General features: G+C 62.8%; 16 protein-coding genes. 8 read left to right on the top strand and 8 right to left on the bottom strand.

Going from position 1 to position 19,295, the window contains the following annotated elements; all coding sequences use genetic code 11:
• The first annotated feature begins 25 nt into the window (after window positions 1-25).
• Both JET14_RS04040 and JET14_RS04035 read left to right on the top strand, forming a co-directional pair.
• Window positions 26-1,027 (top strand): SPFH domain-containing protein, encoded by a 1,002-nt coding sequence (locus tag JET14_RS04040; RefSeq protein WP_200336907.1) that lies wholly within the window; start codon window positions 26-28, stop codon window positions 1,025-1,027.
• A 15-nt stretch (window positions 1,028-1,042) separates the two neighbouring features.
• Window positions 1,043-1,507: an NfeD family protein gene (locus JET14_RS04035; RefSeq protein ID WP_432443077.1), complete on the top strand. Its 465-nt coding sequence runs from the start codon at window positions 1,043-1,045 to the stop codon at window positions 1,505-1,507.
• Between the two features lie 6 nt (window positions 1,508-1,513).
• On the opposite strand, the gene JET14_RS04030 is transcribed toward JET14_RS04035, so the two are convergent.
• From JET14_RS04030 to gltB, 5 genes are all read right to left on the bottom strand, one after another.
• On the bottom strand, window positions 1,514-2,509 hold the full coding sequence (locus JET14_RS04030; protein ID WP_200336905.1) for a KpsF/GutQ family sugar-phosphate isomerase: 996 nt from the start codon (window positions 2,507-2,509) through the stop codon (window positions 1,514-1,516).
• A gap of 73 nt (window positions 2,510-2,582) precedes the next feature.
• The gene (locus tag JET14_RS04025; protein WP_200336904.1) at window positions 2,583-3,410 is read right to left on the bottom strand and encodes an alpha/beta hydrolase family protein; all 828 of its coding nucleotides are present in this window, start codon (window positions 3,408-3,410) and stop codon (window positions 2,583-2,585) included.
• 90 nt (window positions 3,411-3,500) lie between these two features.
• Window positions 3,501-4,388 carry a UTP--glucose-1-phosphate uridylyltransferase GalU gene (gene galU / locus JET14_RS04020; RefSeq protein WP_200336903.1) on the bottom strand — a complete coding sequence of 296 codons (888 nt, stop codon included), beginning with the start codon at window positions 4,386-4,388 and terminating at the stop codon, window positions 3,501-3,503.
• 160 nt (window positions 4,389-4,548) lie between these two features.
• Window positions 4,549-6,003, bottom strand: coding sequence for a glutamate synthase subunit beta (locus JET14_RS04015; protein WP_200336902.1), 1,455 nt, complete (start codon window positions 6,001-6,003; stop codon window positions 4,549-4,551).
• A gap of 103 nt (window positions 6,004-6,106) precedes the next feature.
• The gene (gene gltB / locus JET14_RS04010) at window positions 6,107-10,783 is read right to left on the bottom strand and encodes a glutamate synthase large subunit (RefSeq protein ID WP_246750606.1); all 4,677 of its coding nucleotides are present in this window, start codon (window positions 10,781-10,783) and stop codon (window positions 6,107-6,109) included.
• 645 nt (window positions 10,784-11,428) lie between these two features.
• On the opposite strand from gltB, the gene JET14_RS04005 reads away from it, so the two are divergent.
• The 5 genes from JET14_RS04005 to JET14_RS03985 all read left to right on the top strand — a co-directional run bounded on the left by JET14_RS04005 (window position 11,429) and on the right by JET14_RS03985 (window position 15,267).
• A complete protein-coding gene (locus tag JET14_RS04005; RefSeq protein WP_200336900.1) occupies window positions 11,429-12,499 on the top strand; it encodes a threonine aldolase family protein in 1,071 nt (356 codons plus the stop codon).
• Window positions 12,500-12,645: 146 nt separating this feature from the next.
• Window positions 12,646-12,945 carry a BufA1 family periplasmic bufferin-type metallophore gene (locus JET14_RS04000; protein WP_024709005.1) on the top strand — a complete coding sequence of 100 codons (300 nt, stop codon included), beginning with the start codon at window positions 12,646-12,648 and terminating at the stop codon, window positions 12,943-12,945.
• Window positions 12,946-13,014: 69 nt separating this feature from the next.
• Window positions 13,015-13,908: an MNIO family bufferin maturase gene (gene bufB / locus JET14_RS03995; RefSeq protein WP_200336899.1), complete on the top strand. Its 894-nt coding sequence runs from the start codon at window positions 13,015-13,017 to the stop codon at window positions 13,906-13,908.
• Window positions 13,901-14,686: an HvfC/BufC N-terminal domain-containing protein gene (locus JET14_RS03990; protein ID WP_200336898.1), complete on the top strand. Its 786-nt coding sequence runs from the start codon at window positions 13,901-13,903 to the stop codon at window positions 14,684-14,686. The genes bufB and JET14_RS03990 overlap by 8 nt, the downstream gene beginning before the upstream one ends.
• A gap of 5 nt (window positions 14,687-14,691) precedes the next feature.
• The gene (locus JET14_RS03985; protein ID WP_200336897.1) at window positions 14,692-15,267 is read left to right on the top strand and encodes a DoxX family protein; all 576 of its coding nucleotides are present in this window, start codon (window positions 14,692-14,694) and stop codon (window positions 15,265-15,267) included.
• Between the two features lie 54 nt (window positions 15,268-15,321).
• Here the strand turns inward: JET14_RS03985 and JET14_RS03980 are convergent, their stop codons facing one another.
• A complete protein-coding gene (locus tag JET14_RS03980; RefSeq protein ID WP_024709001.1) occupies window positions 15,322-15,804 on the bottom strand; it encodes an Hsp20 family protein in 483 nt (160 codons plus the stop codon).
• A 498-nt stretch (window positions 15,805-16,302) separates the two neighbouring features.
• On the opposite strand from JET14_RS03980, the gene JET14_RS03975 reads away from it, so the two are divergent.
• On the top strand, window positions 16,303-17,208 hold the full coding sequence (locus JET14_RS03975; protein ID WP_200336896.1) for an alpha/beta fold hydrolase: 906 nt from the start codon (window positions 16,303-16,305) through the stop codon (window positions 17,206-17,208).
• 6 nt (window positions 17,209-17,214) lie between these two features.
• On the opposite strand, the gene hisN is transcribed toward JET14_RS03975, so the two are convergent.
• Window positions 17,215-17,991, bottom strand: a complete 777-nt coding sequence (gene hisN, locus JET14_RS03970; RefSeq protein ID WP_200336895.1) for a histidinol-phosphatase — start codon at window positions 17,989-17,991, stop codon at window positions 17,215-17,217.
• A 366-nt stretch (window positions 17,992-18,357) separates the two neighbouring features.
• Window positions 18,358-19,272, bottom strand: coding sequence for an N-formylglutamate amidohydrolase (locus tag JET14_RS03965; protein ID WP_200336894.1), 915 nt, complete (start codon window positions 19,270-19,272; stop codon window positions 18,358-18,360).
• Window positions 19,273-19,295 lie beyond the last annotated feature (23 nt).

Genomic DNA, 19,295 nt, shown 5'->3' with positions numbered 1-19,295 from the left:
CGGCCGGTGAATAGGAGGAAACGACATGGACATACTGACCGGATTTTCCGTGACCATCATCATTCTGGTGGTCCTGATCCTCCTGACGCTCTTTGCCGGGATCAAGACCGTGCCGCAGGGCTACGGCTATACGGTGGAGCGCTTCGGCCGCTATACTCGCACGCTGCCCCCCGGCCTCAACCTGATCATTCCCTTCATCGACCGCATCGGCAAGCGCATCAACATCATGGAGCAGGTGCTCGATGTGCCGGAGCAGGAGGTGATCACCCGCGACAATGCCAGCGTCGAGGCCGACGCGGTCGCCTTCTACCAGATCCTCAATCCGGCAAGTGCGGCCTATCAGGTCGCCAATCTGGAGATGGCGATCCTCAACCTCACCATGACCAATATCCGTTCGGTCATGGGTTCGATGGATCTCGACGAACTGCTCTCCAACCGCGATTCGATCAATGAGCGGCTCTTGCGCGTCGTTGACCTTGCGGTCGAGCCCTGGGGCGTGAAGGTCACCCGTATCGAGATCAAGGACATTCGCCCGCCGAACGACCTCGTGGAGGCCATGGGCCGGCAGATGAAGGCCGAACGCGAGAAGCGCGCCCAGATCCTTGAGGCCGAGGGCAGCAAGACGGCGCAGATCCTGCGCTCGGAAGGCTCCAAGCAGTCCGCCATCCTGGAAGCCGAAGGCGAGCGCGAAGCCGCCTTCCGCGAGGCGGAAGCCCGGGAAAGACTGGCGGAAGCCGAAGCCAATGCGACCCGCTCGGTATCCCTTGCGATCGCCGAAGGCGATGTTGCCGCCATCAACTACTTCATTGCCCAGAAATATACCGAGGCCATGGCCTCGATCGGGACGGCGAAGAATTCCAAGGTGGTGTTGATGCCGATGGAGGCGTCATCGCTGATCGGTTCGCTCGGCGGTATCGGTGCGATTGCCAAGGAGGTCTTCGGCACTGATGGCGGTGGTTCGAATGAGCCGACGCCGCGCCGATCGACTCCCTCGGTCACGACCGGTTCCAGAAATCAGGAAAGCTGACCGACGATGGAGCCGATGCTTGACTTCTTCACCGCTGCAGGACCGTGGGGCTGGTTCATTGCCGGCCTGCTGTTGCTGGTCGCGGAGCTGATCCTGCCCGGCGTCTTCCTGATGTGGGTCGGCATCGCGGCGCTCATTCTCGGGGCGCTGTCCCTCGCCTTCTGGCCCTTTGGCTTCTGGGGCTGGCAATTGCAGTTGCTGCTCTTCGCCATCCTTTCCGTCGTCGCCATTCTGGCGGGACGGAAGATCCTGAAAAACCGGGAAACGACATCGGACGAACCGCTGCTCAACCAGCGCGCGGCAAGCCTTGTCGGCCGCACCGCCGTCGTTGTCGACGCCATTACCGACGGGCGCGGGCGCATCAAGCTCGATGATACGCTCTGGGTCGTGGAAGGGCCGGACCTGCCGGAAGGCGCGCATGTGCGCGTCGTTTCCGGCGACGGTCGCAGGCTGACGGTCGCGCCGCTCGAAACCCAGTGAGGCGCGTTAAGCCGCGCCGATCCTGAGAAAATCGTGGAAATGAACGATGCCGACCGGACGGTTGTCTTCGTCGACCACCATCAGCGCCGAGATATTGTGCTTGTGGATCAGCGCCAGCGCGCCGGAGACCATCATCGACTTCCTGACGGTTTTCGGGCCGGGCGTCATCACGTCATCGACGGCGAGCGCGCTCATGTCGCGGGAGAGATTGCGCGCCAGGTCACCATCGGTGACGATGCCCGCCAGACGCCCGTCATCGCCGACGACGCCGACACAGCCGAAGCGGCGCTTGGAAAGCTCCATGATCGCCTCCGGCAGGGGCGTGCCGGTGCGCACCAGCGGAATTTCCTCCCCCACATGCATGATGTCGGCCACATGCGAGAGCAGCGCGCCGAGCTTGCCGCCCGGGTGATAGACCTTGAAGTCGACGGCGGAAAAGCCGCGCGCCTCGAGGAGCGCGATCGCCAGCGCATCGCCGATTGCCAACTGCATGGTCGTCGAGGTCGTCGGCGCAAGTCCCAGCGGACACGCCTCCTCCGCCTTCGGCAGCGACAGCACGATATCGGCGGCGAGCGCCAAAGAGGATTGGGTGCCGGCCGTGATGGCGATCAGCGGAATGGCGAAGCGGCGGGTATAGGCGACGAGCGCGGTCAGTTCGCTGCTTTCCCCGCTCCAGGACAGCGCGACGACCGCGTCCTTCTGGGCAATCATGCCCATGTCGCCGTGATTGGCCTCGGCGGGATGCACGAAGAAGGCCGGCGTTCCGGTGGAGGCGAAGGTGGCGGCGATCTTGGTGCCGATATGACCGCTCTTGCCAACGCCCGAGACGATCACATGGCCCTGCGTTTCCCGGAGCAAGGCAACGGCCCTTTCAAACGGCTCGCCCAGCCCGTTTTCAAGCGCCTCGGCAAGCGCGTCGAGCCCCTTTTTCTCGAACGCCAGCGTTCTCAGGGCTGAAAGGGTCGCGTCACCCGCATGTGTCGTGTCGGTCGTCTCGTCCATGCACCGCTGTTAGCGCCTTTGGGTTTTGCAATCAATAGAACAATCGCTTCGGGCGAGCGGCAGGAGACGTCCATCATCCGGTGCCCGCAAGGTCCGCCTTTCGCCGCATCCAGTCGCCCGCCAGGCCGGGCCAGGCCGCTTGCGTGCCGTTGAGCGACCGCAGCGCGAAGCCGTGCGGCGCATCTGCAAAGACATGCAGGTCAACATCAAGTCCGAGGGCGGCCGCTGTCCAAACATAGTTGAGCGCGTGTTGCAGCGGAACCGAACGATCATGCGCCGCATAGGCGAGAAACACCGGAACCTTCGGCAGGCCGTGGGGGTGCTCGGCAAGCCCGATCGGCCAGGCGTCATAGAAGTCCTGTTTTTCGAGCGGGGGATAGTCCGGCTTGCCTTCGGGAAACTTGTGGGCGCGGTGGTTGGCGTTGATCGGCGCATAACAGATCAAGGCGCCAGCCGCTTTCAGTCGATGCGGCTGGCAGGCCATCACGCCCGCCAGATGACCGCCGGAGGACAGACCGAAATGGAAGAGCGGCAAGTCGCCCTGCTCCGCGGAAAGGTGATCAAGCGCGCGCATGCCGTCTTCAAGCGCGATGCCCCTCGGAAAGCGCCCGCCCTTGCCGTTATCGGCGCCGGGCAGCCGGTGAATGAGCAGATACACGTCGATCCCTAGCCCGTTCAGCCAGGCAGCAACCTCCGGCCCCTCCTTGTCATAGACGATCCTGGTATATCCGCCGCCTGCATAGAGCAGAACCCGCGCACGGGGTGCGTCCACGCGCCAGACATGCAATTCGGGGCGGCGAACCACGGTGAACTGACGGTCCGGGCGCTCGCCTTCGAGCTCGTTGCGGGGACCATCGTCAAGTGGAATGACCACAGGGTCGGACAGGCTGGATGATGACATGTTCATACTTTCGGCAACAAAAAAGCGGCGCTTTGAAGCGCCGCCCGGTATCGGTCGCAAGGCGCCGCAGCGCCTCCCGGAAGTCTCCCGTCATTTCAGCGCGGCGATCAGCGCCTTGAGCTCGTCCTCAACCTTCGGACGGATGTCGTCGCGCTTCAGTGCCAGCGCCACATTGGCGATGATGAAGCCTTCCTTGGAGCCGCAGTCGAAGGTCTGGCCGTCGAATTTGTAGCCGTAGAAATCCTGCTGCTGCGCCAGTTTCAGCATGCCGTCGGTCAACTGGATCTCGTTGCCGGCGCCGCGTTCGAGCACTTCGAGGATCGGGAAGATTTCCGGCTGCAGAATGTAACGGCCATTGATGAAATAGTTCGAGGGCGCAGTGCCCTTTTCCGGCTTCTCGACCATCTCGGTGATCCTGAAGCCGCTTCCGACAGCCTCGCCGACGCCGACGATGCCGTATTTGTGCGCAAGTTCGGGATCGCACTCCTCGACGGAAACGACATTGCCCCCGGCAACGTCATAGACTTCCATCATGCCCTTCAGGCAGGGCTTTTCGGCTTCCATCACCATGTCGGGCAGGATCAGCGCGAACGGCTCGGGGCCGACAATCTCGCGGGCGCACCACACGGCATGGCCAAGCCCGTGCGGTTCCTGCTGGCGGGTGAAGGTCGCAGTGCCCGCGGCCGGCAGCATGTCGGCGAGAAGGCTCAGTTCGGCATGCTTGTTACGCGCCTTCAACGTGCTTTCCAGCTCGTACTGAATGTCGAAGTAGTCTTCGATCACATGCTTGTTGCGGCCGGTGACGAAAACGAAATGCTCGATCCCCGCCTCGATCGCCTCATCGACGACATACTGGACGATCGGCTTGTCGACAACCGGGAGCAATTCCTTCGGCACGACTTTCGTGGCGGGCAGGAACCGCGTTCCCAGACCTGCAACCGGCAGAACCGCCTTGCGAACCTTCTTATGCTGAACCAAGACCCTCTCCTCTGATGACTAAAATAAACAAAGTTTCACTCAAGTATGGAATAGGTCTAACAAGATGCAATAGAGAGGGCAATCCGACAACCGCACCCGTGCCGCATTTTCCGGCGGGGGCCGCGACGTCGCGCCGCAACCCCCCATTTGTTCAGCGTTTTCAGCGCGGCAGCAGGGTCTCGCCCATCAGGGCGAGGTCGATCGAACGGGCGGCCTGGCGGCCCTCGCGGATCGCCCAGACAACGAGCGACTGGCCGCGCCGGACATCGCCGGCGGTCCAGAACCTGTCGATCGACGTCTTGTAGTCATCATCATTGGCGACCACGTTGACCGAACCGCGACGGTCCGTATTCAGCGTCAGCCGTCCTTCCAGATCGGACAGCACGCCGGTCTTCAGGGGGCCGCGGAAACCGATGGCGATGAAGGCCAGGTCGGCCTTGATGACGAACTCCGTGCCGGCGATCGGCTGGCGCTTCTCGTCCACATGGCAGCATTTGACGCCAGTGAGCACGCCCTCCTCGCCGACGAATTCCAGCGTCGCCACCTGGAACTCGCGGATTGCGCCCTCGGCCTGGGAAGAGGAGGTGCGCATCTTGGTGGCCCAGAACGGCCAGACGGCGAGCTTGTCTTCCTTTTCCGGCGGCTGCGGGCGAATATCGAGCTGCGTCACCTTGACGGCGCCCTGGCGGAAGGCCGTGCCGACGCAGTCGGACGCGGTATCGCCGCCGCCGACGACCACGACATGCTTGCCGCCGGCCAGGATAGGTTCCGAGGGCCAGCCGGTGCTGTCTATGCTCTCGCGGCCCACCCGCTTGTTCTGCTGAACGAGGAAGGGCATGGCATCGTAGACGCCGTGCAGATCGCCGCCGCCGATGCCGGAAGCGCGCGGCGTTTCCGAGCCGCCGCAATAGAGCACCGCATCATACTCGGCGAGCAGGTCGTCGACCTTCACATCCGCGCCGACATTGACGCCGCAGCGGAACTCGACGCCTTCGCCGCGCATCTGCTCGACGCGGCGATCGATGAAGTTCTTCTCCATCTTGAAATCCGGGATGCCGTAGCGCAGCAGTCCGCCGGGCTTGGCCTCCCGCTCGAACACAACGACATCATGGCCGGCGCGGCCAAGCTGCTGGGCCGCCGACATGCCGGCCGGCCCGGAACCGATCACGGCAACCTTCTTGCCGGTCTTGGTCGTTGCCGGCTTCGGCACGATGAAGCCCAGTTCATAGGCCTTGTCGGCGATCGCCTGCTCGATCGTCTTGATCGAGACAGGAATGTCCTCGAGGTTCAGCGTGCAGGCCTCCTCGCAGGGCGCCGGGCATACCCGACCGGTGAATTCCGGAAAGTTGTTGGTCGAATGCAGGTTTGCGATCGCCTCTTTCCAGTTGCCGCTATAGACCAGATCGTTCCAGTCCGGGATCTGGTTATGGATCGGACAGCCGGTCGGCCCATGGCAATAGGGAATGCCGCAGTCCATGCAGCGGGCAGCCTGTTTCTGCACTTCCGGGTCCGACATCGGAATGGTGAATTCGCGGAAATGGCGAATGCGGTCGGAGGCGGGCTGATACTTCGCCACCTGCCGGTCGATTTCCATAAACCCAGTAACCTTGCCCATTTCGTAATCCTGACTACTTCAAGCTGACGTTACGCGCTCGTGGCGCGCGCAAGAAGGCGTCCCGCACTCAAAAGCCGGGACGCCGACAGATGTCTGTTGCCTCTTATTCTGCCGCGACACCCATGCGCATGCGCTCCATCTCTTCCAGAGCGCGGCGATATTCGACCGGCATGACCTTGCGGAACATCGGGCGATAATGGGCCCAGTCGTCCAGGATCGCCTTGGCGCGGGTCGAACCCGTGTAGAGCAGATGGTTGGTGATGAGACGCACCAGACGCTCCTCGTCGTGCCGGGTCATGTCGCCGGAAACGTCGACGCGGCCCTTGTGCATGAGATCGCCGCCATGGTGGTGCAACTTCTCCAGCATGTCGTCTTCCTCCGGCACCGGCTCCAGCATGACCATGGCCATGTTGCAGCGATCGGCAAAACCGCCATCCTCGTCCAGCACATAGGCGACGCCGCCCGACATGCCGGCCGCGAAGTTGCGGCCCGTCGGGCCGAGCACGACGACAAGACCGCCGGTCATGTATTCGCAGCCATGATCGCCAACGCCCTCGACAACGGCAATCGCGCCGGAGTTTCTGACGGCGAAGCGTTCCCCGGCAACGCCGCGGAAGTAACACTCGCCGGACGTTGCGCCGTAAAGCACCGTATTGCCGACGATGATCGATTCCTCCGGCACGATCGGCGAGTTCTCCGGCGGACGGATGATGATCTTGCCGCCCGAAAGCCCCTTGCCGACATAGTCGTTGCCGTCACCGATCAGGTCAAAGGTCACGCCGCTTGCCAGGAACGCGCCGAAGGACTGTCCAGCCGTGCCGCGCAGCGTCACGGAGATCGTGTCCTCCTTCAGGCCCTTCTCGTTCCAGCGCTTGGCGACCTCGCCCGAGAGCATGGCGCCGGCGGAGCGGTCGACATTCTTGATCTCGACGTCAAAGGCGACCTTTTCCTTGTTCTCGAGCGCCGGCATGGCCTTTTCGATCAGCTTGCGGTCAAGAATATCGTCGATCGGATGCTTCTGGCGTTCGGTCCAGAAGGTTGCTTCCTTGGGTGCTGCCACCTTGTGGAAGATCTTCGAAAAATCGAGACCCTTCGACTTCCAGTGCGCGATCGCCTCGTCCTTGTCGAGCAGTTCGACGGAACCGATGACGTCGTTGAGGCTGGTGAAGCCAAGGGCCGCCAGCATCTCGCGCAGTTCCTCGGCAACGAAGAAGAAGTAGTTGACCACATGTTCCGGCAGGCCCTTGAAGCGCTTTCTCAGGACCGGGTCCTGGGTGGCGACGCCGACCGGGCAGGTATTCAGGTGGCACTTGCGCATCATGATGCAGCCGGCCGCAATCAGCGGCGCGGTGGAAAAGCCGAACTCATCCGCGCCGAGCATGGCGCCGATCAGCACGTCGCGGCCCGTCTTCAACCCGCCGTCGACCTGCAGCGCGATGCGCGAACGGAGCCCGTTCAGCACCAGCGTCTGCTGGGTTTCGGCAAGGCCGATCTCCCACGGGCTGCCGGCATGCTTCAGCGAGGTCAGCGGCGAAGCGCCGGTCCCGCCGTCGAAGCCGGAAATGGTGATGTGGTCGGCGCGCGCCTTGGCAACGCCGGCGGCAACCGTGCCCACGCCCACTTCGGACACCAACTTGACCGAGACATCGGCCGTCGGGTTGACGTTCTTCAGATCGTAGATCAGCTGTGCCAGATCCTCGATCGAATAGATGTCGTGATGCGGCGGCGGCGAAATCAGGCCAACGCCCGGCGTCGAGTGACGGGTCTTGGCAATCGTCGCATCCACCTTGTGACCGGGCAGCTGACCGCCCTCGCCGGGCTTGGCACCCTGGGCCACCTTGATCTGCAGCAGATCGGCATTGACCAGGTATTCCGTCGTCACGCCGAAACGGCCCGACGCGATCTGCTTGATGGCCGACCGCTCCCTCGGATAGGAGCCGTCGGGCAGCTTCAGATAGCGGTCGCTCTCCTCGCCGCCCTCGCCGGTGTTCGACTTGCCGCCGATCTGGTTCATGGCGATGGCAAGCGTGGTGTGGGCCTCGCGCGAGATGGAGCCGAAGGACATGGCGCCGGTGGAGAACCGCTTGACGATCTCCGAGGCCGGCTCGACCTCTTCGAGCGGCACCGGCTTGCGGCCGATCTCCTCGGCATTCCTGATCCGGAACAGCCCGCGAATGGTGTTCATCCGAAGCGTCGTCGCGTTTTCCATCTTGGCGAAGGCGTCGTAGCGGTCTCGCGCATTGCCGCGCACGGCGTGCTGAAGCTCGGCCACGGCATCCGGCGTCCAGGCATGGGCCTCGCCGCGCATGCGGTAGGCATATTCGCCGCCGATATCGAGCGTGGAGGCCAGCACCGGATCCTTGCCGAAAGCGGCGCGGTGGCGTGCGACGGTCTCTTCGGCGACTTCCGTGAGGCCAACACCCTCTATCATCGAGGCCGTGCCAAAGAAGAAGCGTTCGACGAATTCCGACGACAAGCCGATGGCGTCGAAGATCTGTGCGCCGCAATAGGACTGATAGGTGGAAATGCCCATCTTGGACATGACCTTCAGCATGCCCTTTCCGATCGCCTTGATATAGCGGTAGATCACCTCGCCGGCATCAACCTCCTCGGGGAACATCCCCTTGGCGTGCATGTCGGCCAGCGTATCGAAGGCGAGATAGGGGTTGATGGCTTCCGCGCCATAGCCGGCAAGACAGCAGAAATGATGCACTTCGCGCGGCTCGCCCGATTCGACGACGAGGCCGACCGAGGTTCTGAGCCCCTTGCGGATCAGGTGATGGTGAACGGCGGCGGTCGCCAGAAGCGCGGGGATCGCGATCCGGTCCGGGCCGATCTGGCGGTCGGAAAGCACGATGATGTTGTAGCCGCCCTTGACGGCGGCTTCAGCGCGCTCGCACAGCCTGTCGATCATCTCCGGCATGCCGGCTTCGCCCTGATCGGCGCTATAGGTAACGTCGAGCGTCTTGGTGTCGAACCGGTCCTCCGTATGACCGATGGAGCGGATCTTTTCCAGGTCGCCATTGGTCAGGATCGGCTGGCGCACCTCGAGGCGCTTCTCGCGCGAGGCGCCCTCATGGTCGAGAATGTTCGGACGCGGGCCGATGAAGGAGACGAGGCTCATCACCAGCTCCTCGCGGATCGGGTCGATCGGCGGGTTGGTGACCTGGGCGAAGTTCTGCTTGAAATAGGTGTAGAGCAGCTTCGACTTGTCCGACATCGCCGAAATCGGCGTGTCGGTGCCCATCGAACCAATCGCTTCCTGGCCCGTGGTCGCCATCGGCGACATCAGGATCTTGGTGTCTTCCTGGGTGTAGCCAAAGGCCTGCTGACGATCGAGCAGCGACACGTCGCGGCGGAGCGCGCGCGGCTCCACAGGCTTCAATTCCTCCAGAATAAGCTGGGTCCGGTCCAGCCAGTCCTGATAGGGGTGCATGCCGGCAAGCTCGGACTTGATCTCGTCATCGGAAATGATCCGGCCCTTTTCCATGTCGATCAGAAGCATGCGGCCGGGCTGCAGGCGCCACTTGGCCACGATGTTTTCTTCCTCGACCGGCAGAACGCCGGCTTCGGAGGCCATGATGATCCGGTCATCCTTGGTAATCAGGTAGCGCGCCGGACGCAGGCCGTTACGGTCAAGCGTGGCGCCGATCTGGCGGCCGTCGGTAAAGGCAACGGCAGCCGGGCCGTCCCACGGCTCCATCAGGGCCGCGTGATATTCGTAGAACGCTCTCGTCTGCGGCCCCATCGACATGTTGCCGGCCCAGGCTTCCGGGATCAGCATCATCACGGCATGGGCCATGGAATAACCGCCCTGCACCAGGAATTCGAGCGCATTGTCGAAACAGGCCGTATCGGACTGGCCCTCGTAGGAGATCGGCCAGAGCTTGGAGATATCGTCACCGAAGAGCGGCGAGGATACGGAGGCCTGACGGGCCGCCATCCAGTTGACGTTGCCGCGCAGCGTGTTGATCTCGCCGTTATGGGCGACCATGCGGTAAGGGTGCGACAGCTTCCAGGAGGGGAAGGTGTTGGTCGAAAAGCGCTGGTGCACGAGGGCGACGGCGGATTCGAAGCGCGGATCGGAAAGATCCTTGTAATAGGCGCCGACCTGGTAGGCGAGGAACATGCCCTTGTAGACGATGGTCGAGGACGACATCGAGACGATGTAGAAGTCTTCCGCCGCACCTTCCGATTCGGAAAAGATCGTGTTCGAGATCACCTTGCGAAGGATGAACAGGCGACGTTCGAAATCCTGCTGGGTATTGGCGCGCTCGCCGGCGCCGATGAAGACCTGCAGGTGATAGGGCTCGGTTGCGGCGATATCCTCCGCCTTCGACAGCGAGGAATTGTCGACCGGCACTTCGCGGAAGCCGATGAAGCGCTGGCCTTCGTCGGCGATCACCTTCTGGATGATGTCCTTGTAGTGGGCGATGCGCGCGGGATCGCGCGGCATGAAGAAATAGCCGACGGCATATTCGCCGACCTTCGGCAGCACGATGCCTTCGGCCGCCATTTCCTCACGGAAGAACCTGTCCGGAATCTGCATCAGCATGCCGGCGCCGTCGCCCATCAGCGGGTCGGCGCCGACCGCGCCGCGGTGGGTGAGATTTTCGAGAATGAACAGTCCGTCCTTGACGATCTGGTGCGACTTCTCGCCCTTCATATGGGCGATGAAGCCGACGCCGCAGGCATCGTGCTCGTTCCTCGGATCATAGAGCCCCTGACGTTTGTTGCGACGGCCGTCGGCAGCTTTATTGGCGGCAGGCGTCACGGTCATTTGCGTGAGCGGGGCACCACTGAGCGCGGATGGCGTCATCTTCGTCATACAAGATCTCCTTAAAACCTGCCGGAATGCAGGCGAAACCGGATCGTGGGGAGCAGGCAAATGCGTGAAGACGCTGTCGCGCCCCGCCGCCTGCAGACCTCTCTCTCATTTAAAACCGGGACGACCATACAACGGGCGCTCCAGCCGATGGCTCTTGTCGTGAGCGAGGCAGGAGCGCGGCCTTCCGCTTGTGCGGTCATTATAGACCAAAAAGCGGCAACGCGTCAGCCCCTTGCGACCGGCACACGACACAGCCGGACATAAAAATAGGACAGCATAACTGTCCTATCTGCCGTTCATGCCAGAAACCACGCAAAGTGGCAAGCAAATAATGAAATCGCGCGTCCGAAGGTGAGAGAAAATTACGCCGGATGACCGGCCAGCGCAACAAAGTTACCCATTTCAACGTTCTTTCGACAGACGTGAAAGAAAACGGCAATTTATAGGCAGAATCCACGCTCATCAAGCCGACAGGCGCAAGCTCCTGCGAAAACAGCGCCTGGCACCGGACATCCGGGAATGCCTCTTTACAGGCGGCGGCCTTTTCCCTGATATCCCGCTAACCGCATTTCCAGAACGCTTTTGAGGTCTTTATCCATGTTTTTTGCTTCCGACAACTGGTCCGGCGCCCATCCCGCAATCGGCGAAGCGCTGATACGCGAACAGTCGGGCTATGCCAATGCCTATGGCACCAGCCCTCTGGACCGGAAGATCGAGGCGCGGTTCGACGATCTCTTCGAGCGCGAGGTCGCCGTCTTCTTCGTCGGCACGGGCACGGCGGCCAATTCGCTGGCGCTTTCCTCCGTCGGGCGGCCGGGCGGCGTGGTCTTCTGCCACAAGGACGCCCATATCGCCAATGACGAGGGCGGCGCGCCGGAATATTTCACCGGCGGCGGCAGGCTTGCCACCGTTTCAGGCCCGGAAGGCAAGATGACGCCTTCAGAGCTCAGGCGGATCGCCGCGCGCTATCCGGCGGATTTCATTCATCACGGCCAGCCGATGGCGCTGTCGCTGACGCAATCGACCGAAGTCGGCACCGTCTACGGGCTTGACGAGATCGACGCCCTCACCGCTGTCGCCAAGGAAGGCGGCCTTCCCGTTCACATGGACGGCGCGCGCTTTGCCAATGCGCTCGTGGCGCTCGACACAACGCCCGCGGAAATGACATGGAAGCGCGGCGTCGACATCCTCTCCTTCGGCGGCACCAAGAACGGCTGCTGGTGCGCGGAGGCCATCGTGTTCATGAACCCGGCCCAGGCGCGGGAGATGCCCTTCATCCGCAAGCGCGCCGCCCATCTCTTCTCCAAGACCCGCTTCATCTCCGCCCAGCTCGACGCCTATCTGACCGACGACCTCTGGCTCGACCTTGCCCGCCACTCAAACGCCATGGCCGAGCGGATGCGCATCGCCTTTCGCAAATCGGCAAAGGCGCGGCTTGCCTGGGAGACCCAATCGAACGAGGTCTTCATCATCCTGCCGAAGTCAGCGGCCGAAGCCGCGCGCAAGGCCGGCGCGCAGTTCTACGACTGGCTGACGCCGGTCGACCAGCCCGGGCTGGTGGCCGAGGGCGAGGTTCTGGCGCGCTGCGTGACCAGCTTCGCCACGACAGAGGCCGAGGTCGACCGCTTTGTCTCCTTCCTCGAGGCCGAGCCGCTCACAAACGGGTAACGGCGCCTCACAGGCCGGTGACGCGGCGTGATGGCTGAGTGACGCTCCATTGATTTCCAAGTGAAGGCCGATTTTGCAAAACTCCTGCGTGCAAGGACAAGGCTTGCACAACAATCGAACCCGTCTCGATCAATGAGGAGAATAGCATGTCGAAGACCAACAAGATCAGCGCAGCAACGCTCGCCGGTGCGCTCGCCGTGGCTGTCGGCAGCCTTGCGGCCACCGCCCCCGCCCAGGCCGCCAACGTGAAGTGCTACGGCGTTGCCATGGCCGGCCAGAACGATTGCGCTGCCGGGCCGGGCACGACCTGCGCAGGCACGTCCAAGGTCGACTACCAGGGCAATGCCTGGAAATACGTGGCCGAGGGCTCCTGCACGGACATGAAGCTGCCGGGAGACCGGATGGGTTCGCTCGAGCCGCTCGATCGCGACCTTCCCGCAATGTGATTGCGCACCGCCGCCGGTGCCTCAGGGCACCGGCGGTCCTGCGTCATCCAGCGAGTGGGAGCGCTTTACATGTCCAGCGAAATGACTGCCTTGCTTGCGCGGCGACAAGTCCCGCAGCGTGCCGGCGCCGGCTTCAAGACCGCCCATGCCGACGCCATCCTGAACGATGAATACACAATCGGCTTTCTCGAGGTCCATGCAGAAAATTATATGGGCGCGGGCGGCCATCCGCACCGTATCCTGACGCGCATGCGCCTGGACTTCCCCCTGTCCGTCCACGGCGTCGGCCTGTCGATCGGCTCGCCGCGCGGGATTGACCCGGGCCATCTGGACCGGCTGGCAGGCGTTGTCGAGCGCTATGAGCCGGGCCTCGTTTCCGAACACCTGGCCTGGTCGACCCATGACGACGCCTATTACAACGACCTTCTGCCGCTGCCCTATACCGATGAGACGCTTTCCCATATCGTCGACCATGTCGACCGGGTGCAGAACAGGCTCAAACGGCCGATCCTGCTGGAAAACCCGTCCACCTATGTGGCCTTTTCCGAAAGCACGATTCCGGAGACGATCTTCCTCGATGAGATTGCGCGCAGGAGCGGCTGCGGCCTGCTGCTCGACGTCAACAATGTCCATGTGTCAGCGACCAATAACGGCTTTGACGCGCTGTCATACCTGAAGAGTTTTCCGCTGGAGCGGATCGGCGAGATCCACCTCGCCGGCCACGCAGAGGATGCTGACGATACGGGCGCGCCGCTTCTGATCGACGCCCATGACCGACCCGTCGATGACGCCGTCTGGGCGCTTTATGCCTTCGTCATCCAGAAGACCGGCCCGCTTCCGACGCTGATCGAATGGGACAATGACGTGCCCGAATGGCCGCTCCTGAAGCGCGAGGCGCAACTGGCCGAGGAGATCATGAACCGTGAGGGCGAGCGTTTTCTGCTCGGCAGCCGCCATGGCTGACCCTCGCTCCGCTGCCGCAACGCTCGAAGGTTTCGCGGCGGCCCTTCTCGGGCCGCCGGCCGAAACCGCGCCGGAAGGTGTCGCCAACCCATTCGGCGGGCCGGCCGTCAAACGCTTCGGCGTCTATCGCAACAATGTCGCTGTCGGGCTCAAAGGCGCGCTCGCGGATATATTCCCGGTAACGCGCGACCTTGTGGGGGAACGGTTCTTCTCCGCCATGGCCGGCGACTATATCGCCCGCGAGCCGCCGCGAACGCCTGTGATTGCCGAATACGGCCACGGCTTTTCCGACTTCATCGCCACGTTCCAGCCAGCGGAAAATCTGTTCTTCCTGCCCGATATTGCCCGTCTGGAGCGGGCGTGGCTCGATGCCTATCACGCGGAAGATGCCGATCCGCTTTCCCCGGACACGCTCCAGACGCTTTCGCCGGACGGCCTGATGGCGGCGGCACTCGTTTCGCACCCGGCCACCCGGCTGCGGCGCTTCGACAGCGCGGCGGTGAGCATTTTCCTGCGCGTCCGCAACGGAACCGGGCTCAGGGACTTCGACCCGTCACCGGCCGAGACCGCCCTGGTGACCCGGCCGCACTACGACGTTTCCGTGCTTGCGCTGGACGACGGCCAGGCCGTCTTCTTCGACAAACTGATCGAGGGCATGCCGATCTGCGAGGCGGCCGAGGCCGCGACGGCGCTCGACCCCGCCTTCGACCTCGGCGGCGCGTTTTCGATATTGATCACCTCGGGCGCCTTCACGCGCCTTTCGGCTGCACGGGAGTAGTCACCATGCATTTCATCTGCACAATAGCGCGTCTCCATGACCGTGTCTTTACACGCCTCCAGACCTTCCTGGCGCCATGGTTTCCGGGGCTTTTCGCCCGTCTGGTGTTTGCGTCCACCCTCTGGCTCTACTTCCTGAACTCGGCACTGACCAAGGTCGAGCCCGGCCTTGCCGGCTTCTTCATGGTTCGCAGCTCCGCCTATTACCAGATCGCGCTTCCCGCCGTGGAGGCCGCCGGCGGCGATGTCTCCTCGGTGCCCTTCCTGCCCTGGGGGCTGATCGTTCATCTGGGAACCTATGCCGAACTCGCCCTGCCGCTGCTGATCATCTTCGGCCTCGCCACGCGGCTGAGCGCCCTCGGCATGCTCGGCTTCATCGCAGTCCAGACCTTGGTGGACATCACGGTACATCGGGTCGGCGGCGAGACCATCGGCGCGCTGTTCGACCGCTTCCCCGACAGCGTCATCCTCGACCAGCGCCTCCTCTGGACGGTGCCGCTGGTCGTGCTGGTCATCTACGGACCCGGCAGAATTTCCCTGGATCACCTGGCCGCGCGAATCACGCGGCGCTGGCACGGATGAAAAAACGGCGCCCCGAGAGGCGCCGTTATAATTTCTGCTAGTGGGGGTCTGCCGTCAGGCGGCATCCATCTCCACATTCTTCTGCGCCGAAATCGTTTTCGGCTCGCCGGATCGCGTTTCGATTGCAATTCGGCGCGGTTTCATGGCCTCGGGAATGTTGCGCAGCAGCTCAACATAAAGTAGACCATTCTTCAGTGTTGCACCCTGGACTTCCATGTGGTCGGCCAGCTGGAAGCGGCGTTCGAATGCGCGCTTTGCGATACCCCGATAGAGGTATTCGCTGTTGCCTTCGTCATCTTCCTCGGCCTTCTCGCCTTTCACGGTCAGCACGTTGGCATGGGCCTCGATGGAAAGCTCGCTTTCGCTGAAGCCGGCGACGGCCATCGAGATGCGATAGGCATTCTCGCCGGTACGCTCGATATTATAGGGCGGATAGGCAGGCGCCTGTTCGGGCTGGCCCATCGAGTCGAGGAGATTGAAAAGCCGGTCAAAACCGACGGTAGAACGATAAAGGGGCGAAAAATCGACGTTACGCATAATGTCCTCCTTTGAGCGACGTATGGTTGCGATGACATTTCCCGGCAATCCCGAAACAGGCGATCGCGGAAAACGGTTGCGGACCCGATGGTCGGCGTCCACGTTTGAAGATTTGGGAAAAGTCTGCATCGATTTCAAGAGGGCCTGTGCTGGCAAAATCATCATCGCGCAATCGCACTGGCGAGGCGCGCTGTGGCACTTTTGTCCGCATTCGTCGCCACTATATTGAGAATGAACGCAGTATGAATGCACTATTGAACTCACGTTCAGGCGCAATGCGCCATTCAGCTTTTGCCGGGAACTACGGCGCACCCGTCCCGGCACCGTTGTCACTCTTGACCCAGTGATAGCGGTATCTTGGCCGGAGCCGAGACGCTTTTACCCCTGTTCAAGCGTCCGGTTCCGGTCCTTTTTACGCCCCAATTCACGAACAGGCCATTGCCTTTGCCGCCCGCGGGCGTCATCAGGGGCGGATCACGAGGCAATGGACGACAGGCAATGGACGCGAACCACACGATCGGCATGATGCGCGCCTTTGACGGCCTCATGCTGCGCTACGGGTTGTTCCCATGCGAAGACGCACGCGCCACGGTGCTCATCGTCGCGGGCCGGGCGGAGTTCATCGAGAAATATGCCGAGACCGCGGCTGATCTTCGCAGCGCCGGTTTTGCCGTCGCTATCCTGGACCTGCGCGGCCAGGGCGGCTCCGAACGCCGTCCCGAGGACGGCAATATGGGCCATATCGAACATTTCTCGGACTACCCACGGGACATTGTCGACTTCTTCGCCCAGAAGGTCGAGGGCAGAATGCCCGGGCCTTGTTTTCTTCTAGGGCATTCGCTTGGCGGACTGATCGCGCTTTCGGTTGCGGAACAGGCTTCCGGCCGGTTTGCGGGCCTTGTGCTTTCAGCGCCCTTTGTCGGCATCCGCCATGACCGCTACCCGGCCTTTGTGGTCCGCGCCATGGCCTGGCTCTTCAGCCGCACGGGCCGGGCCAGGCAGCGCACCGCGCGGCCGCGCAGCGAACCGGCGCGGTTCGAGGACCAGCCGCACACATCGGACCGCGCCCGCTACGCGCGCAATATCGCGGCGGCGAAAACCGACCCGCCCTATCTGCTGGGGCCGGTGACCTTCGGCTGGCTCTCGGCCTGCCTCGGCGCGATCCGCCGGCTCACCCGCCCGAAGGCGCTTGCCGCGATCGGCTGCCCGTCGCTTGTCCTCTCCGCCGGCCGCGATGCGTTGATCCCGGCCAAACCCCAAGCTCGGCTTGCCGCAAGGTTTGGCGCGCGCCATCTCGTCCTGCCCTCATCCGGGCACGAGATCCTGCAGGAGGTCGATGCCGTGCGCCGCCCTGCCCTGGACGCCATCCTCGGCTTTTTCGATGAATGCCTGGCCGCGCGCTGAAAAGCCTTATCCGGCGTTCAGTTCGGCAAGGGCCGCCTCGTGAAGTGCGGGCGTCGCTGCAGCGACGATATCGCCGCCATGCTCGGGCCGCTCGCCGGTCCAGGTGGAGATCACGCCGCCTGCGCCTTCGATGATCGCAATCAACGCCCCGACATCATAGGGCTTCAGGTCACTTTCGACGACGAGATCGGCAAAACCGGATGCCAGCAGGCAATAGGCATAGCAATCAATGCCGTAGCGCGCGAGCCGGACCTGCCGCTCCAGCCGGTCGTAGCGCGACAGCGCAGCCGTATCCATGATCCGCGGCGAGGTGGTAAACAGCACCGCCGCGCCGAGTTCCCGGCAATCGCGGGTTTTCAGCCGCCGCGGCCCGCCCGGCCCGGCAAACAGGCTCCCCCCCGGATCGGCAAAGAACCGCTCGCCGGTAAAGGGCTGGTCCATCAGTCCCATCACCGCACGGCCGTTCCGGTAAAGCCCTATCAGCGTGCCCCATACAGGCACGCCGGAGATGAAGGCCCGCGTGCCGTCGATCGGATCGATCACCCAGACATATTCGCGATCAAGCCCGCTTGCGCCATGCTCCTCGCCGAGGATGCCGTGATCCGGATAGGTCTCCTCGATCAGCCGCCTTATGGCGCTTTCGGCGGCCCTGTCGCCTTCCGTGACAGGATCGAAACCGCCGCTCAGCTTGTTGTCGACATCAAGGCCCGAGCGGAAACGCGGCAAGGTCTCGGCGGCGGCGGCATCGGCGAGCCTTGTGAAAAAGGCATGGTCGGGAAGCATGGCAAATCCTGTGGCAAGACGAGGAAACGTTTCCGCCAGTTTCTAGAGTCTTTCCGCCCTCAAGGGAATCGTCTCGGGCGAGAAAATACGCCGCGCGCCCCGAACGCGCGTCCCGACCGGAGATTTCCGCTCACCCATGCGGCAAAAGGAAATTAAAAAGCGGGCAATACGCGTAAAAATTAGACAGCATTACTTATTGCGCAAAATACAGGCAAATTAACTTGACAGGCCTCGCACGGTCATCTATTGTCTGAACTACAGTCTTTCGACTGTGAATACCCTCCTTGGGTGTTTCCTCCCTAGACTTAACCGCGCCCACGGCGCGGTTTTTTTTGAACGCCCCTCCGCACACCCGGACGAAACGCCTCACTCCGCAGCAAGGCCCGCACTGTCCTCGCTGCCGGCGAGAAACGCGGAGAATTGCTGGATGAACAGCGTCAGCGCCTGTTTCAGCGCGATGAATTCCGGCTTTTTCGCGTAGCTCTGCTCGTCGGCGTATAGTCTGCGCGAGACCTCGATCTGGAGCGCATGGCAATCGGCGGCGGGACGGCCGTAGTGCTCGGTGATGAAACCGCCCGCATAGGGCTTGTTGTAGGCGGTGACGAAGCCCATCCGCTCGAGGATCGAGATCGCCGCATAGGCGATGTCGCTCGAGGCGCTGGTGGAGAACCGGTCGCCGATGACGATATCGGGCTTCCGGCGGTGGCCGCCGACGGTCACGCTGCCGGGCATGGAATGGCAGTCGATCAGCACCGCCTGCCCGAACCGTCGCTTTGTCTCCTGCATCAGTTGCTTGAGGCTCCGGTGATAAGGCCGGTAGATTTCCTCGATCCGCCTGAGCCCCGCGCCCGCATCGATCGGGGCGTCATAGATCGGCATGTTCTCGGCGACGATGCGCGGGATCGTGCCGAGACCGCCGGCGACCCGCATGGAGGTCATATTGACATGCGACGGCAGGGCGCCGGAAAACATGCGCGGATCGAGCTCGAAGGGTTCGCGGTTGACGTCGAGGAAGGCGCGCGGAAAGAAAGCCCTTTGCAGCGGCGCACCGAAGGCCGGCGCCATGGCGAACAGTTCATCGACGTAGAGATCTTCCGAACGCCTGATCTCGTGGGCGTCAAGCCGCGTCTCGGACAGAAAGGCGTTGCTGTAGACCCGGCCGGAATGGGGCGAGTTGAAGACCAGCGGCAGCGTCTGCCGCTCGGGGCGGATCACCTCGAACCAACGCGCATCGCCGTCAAAACTCAGTTCATCCCTGCCGGTCACTGTCGCTCCCTTCATACCGGAGATTTACGCGCTCCGGC

It is taken from the genome of Martelella lutilitoris (genome assembly GCF_016598595.1).
Taxonomy (GTDB): domain Bacteria; phylum Pseudomonadota; class Alphaproteobacteria; order Rhizobiales; family Rhizobiaceae; genus Martelella; species Martelella lutilitoris_A.
Note: the sequence above shows the minus strand (reverse complement) of the source record. Positions and strands in the feature narration are given on the sequence as shown.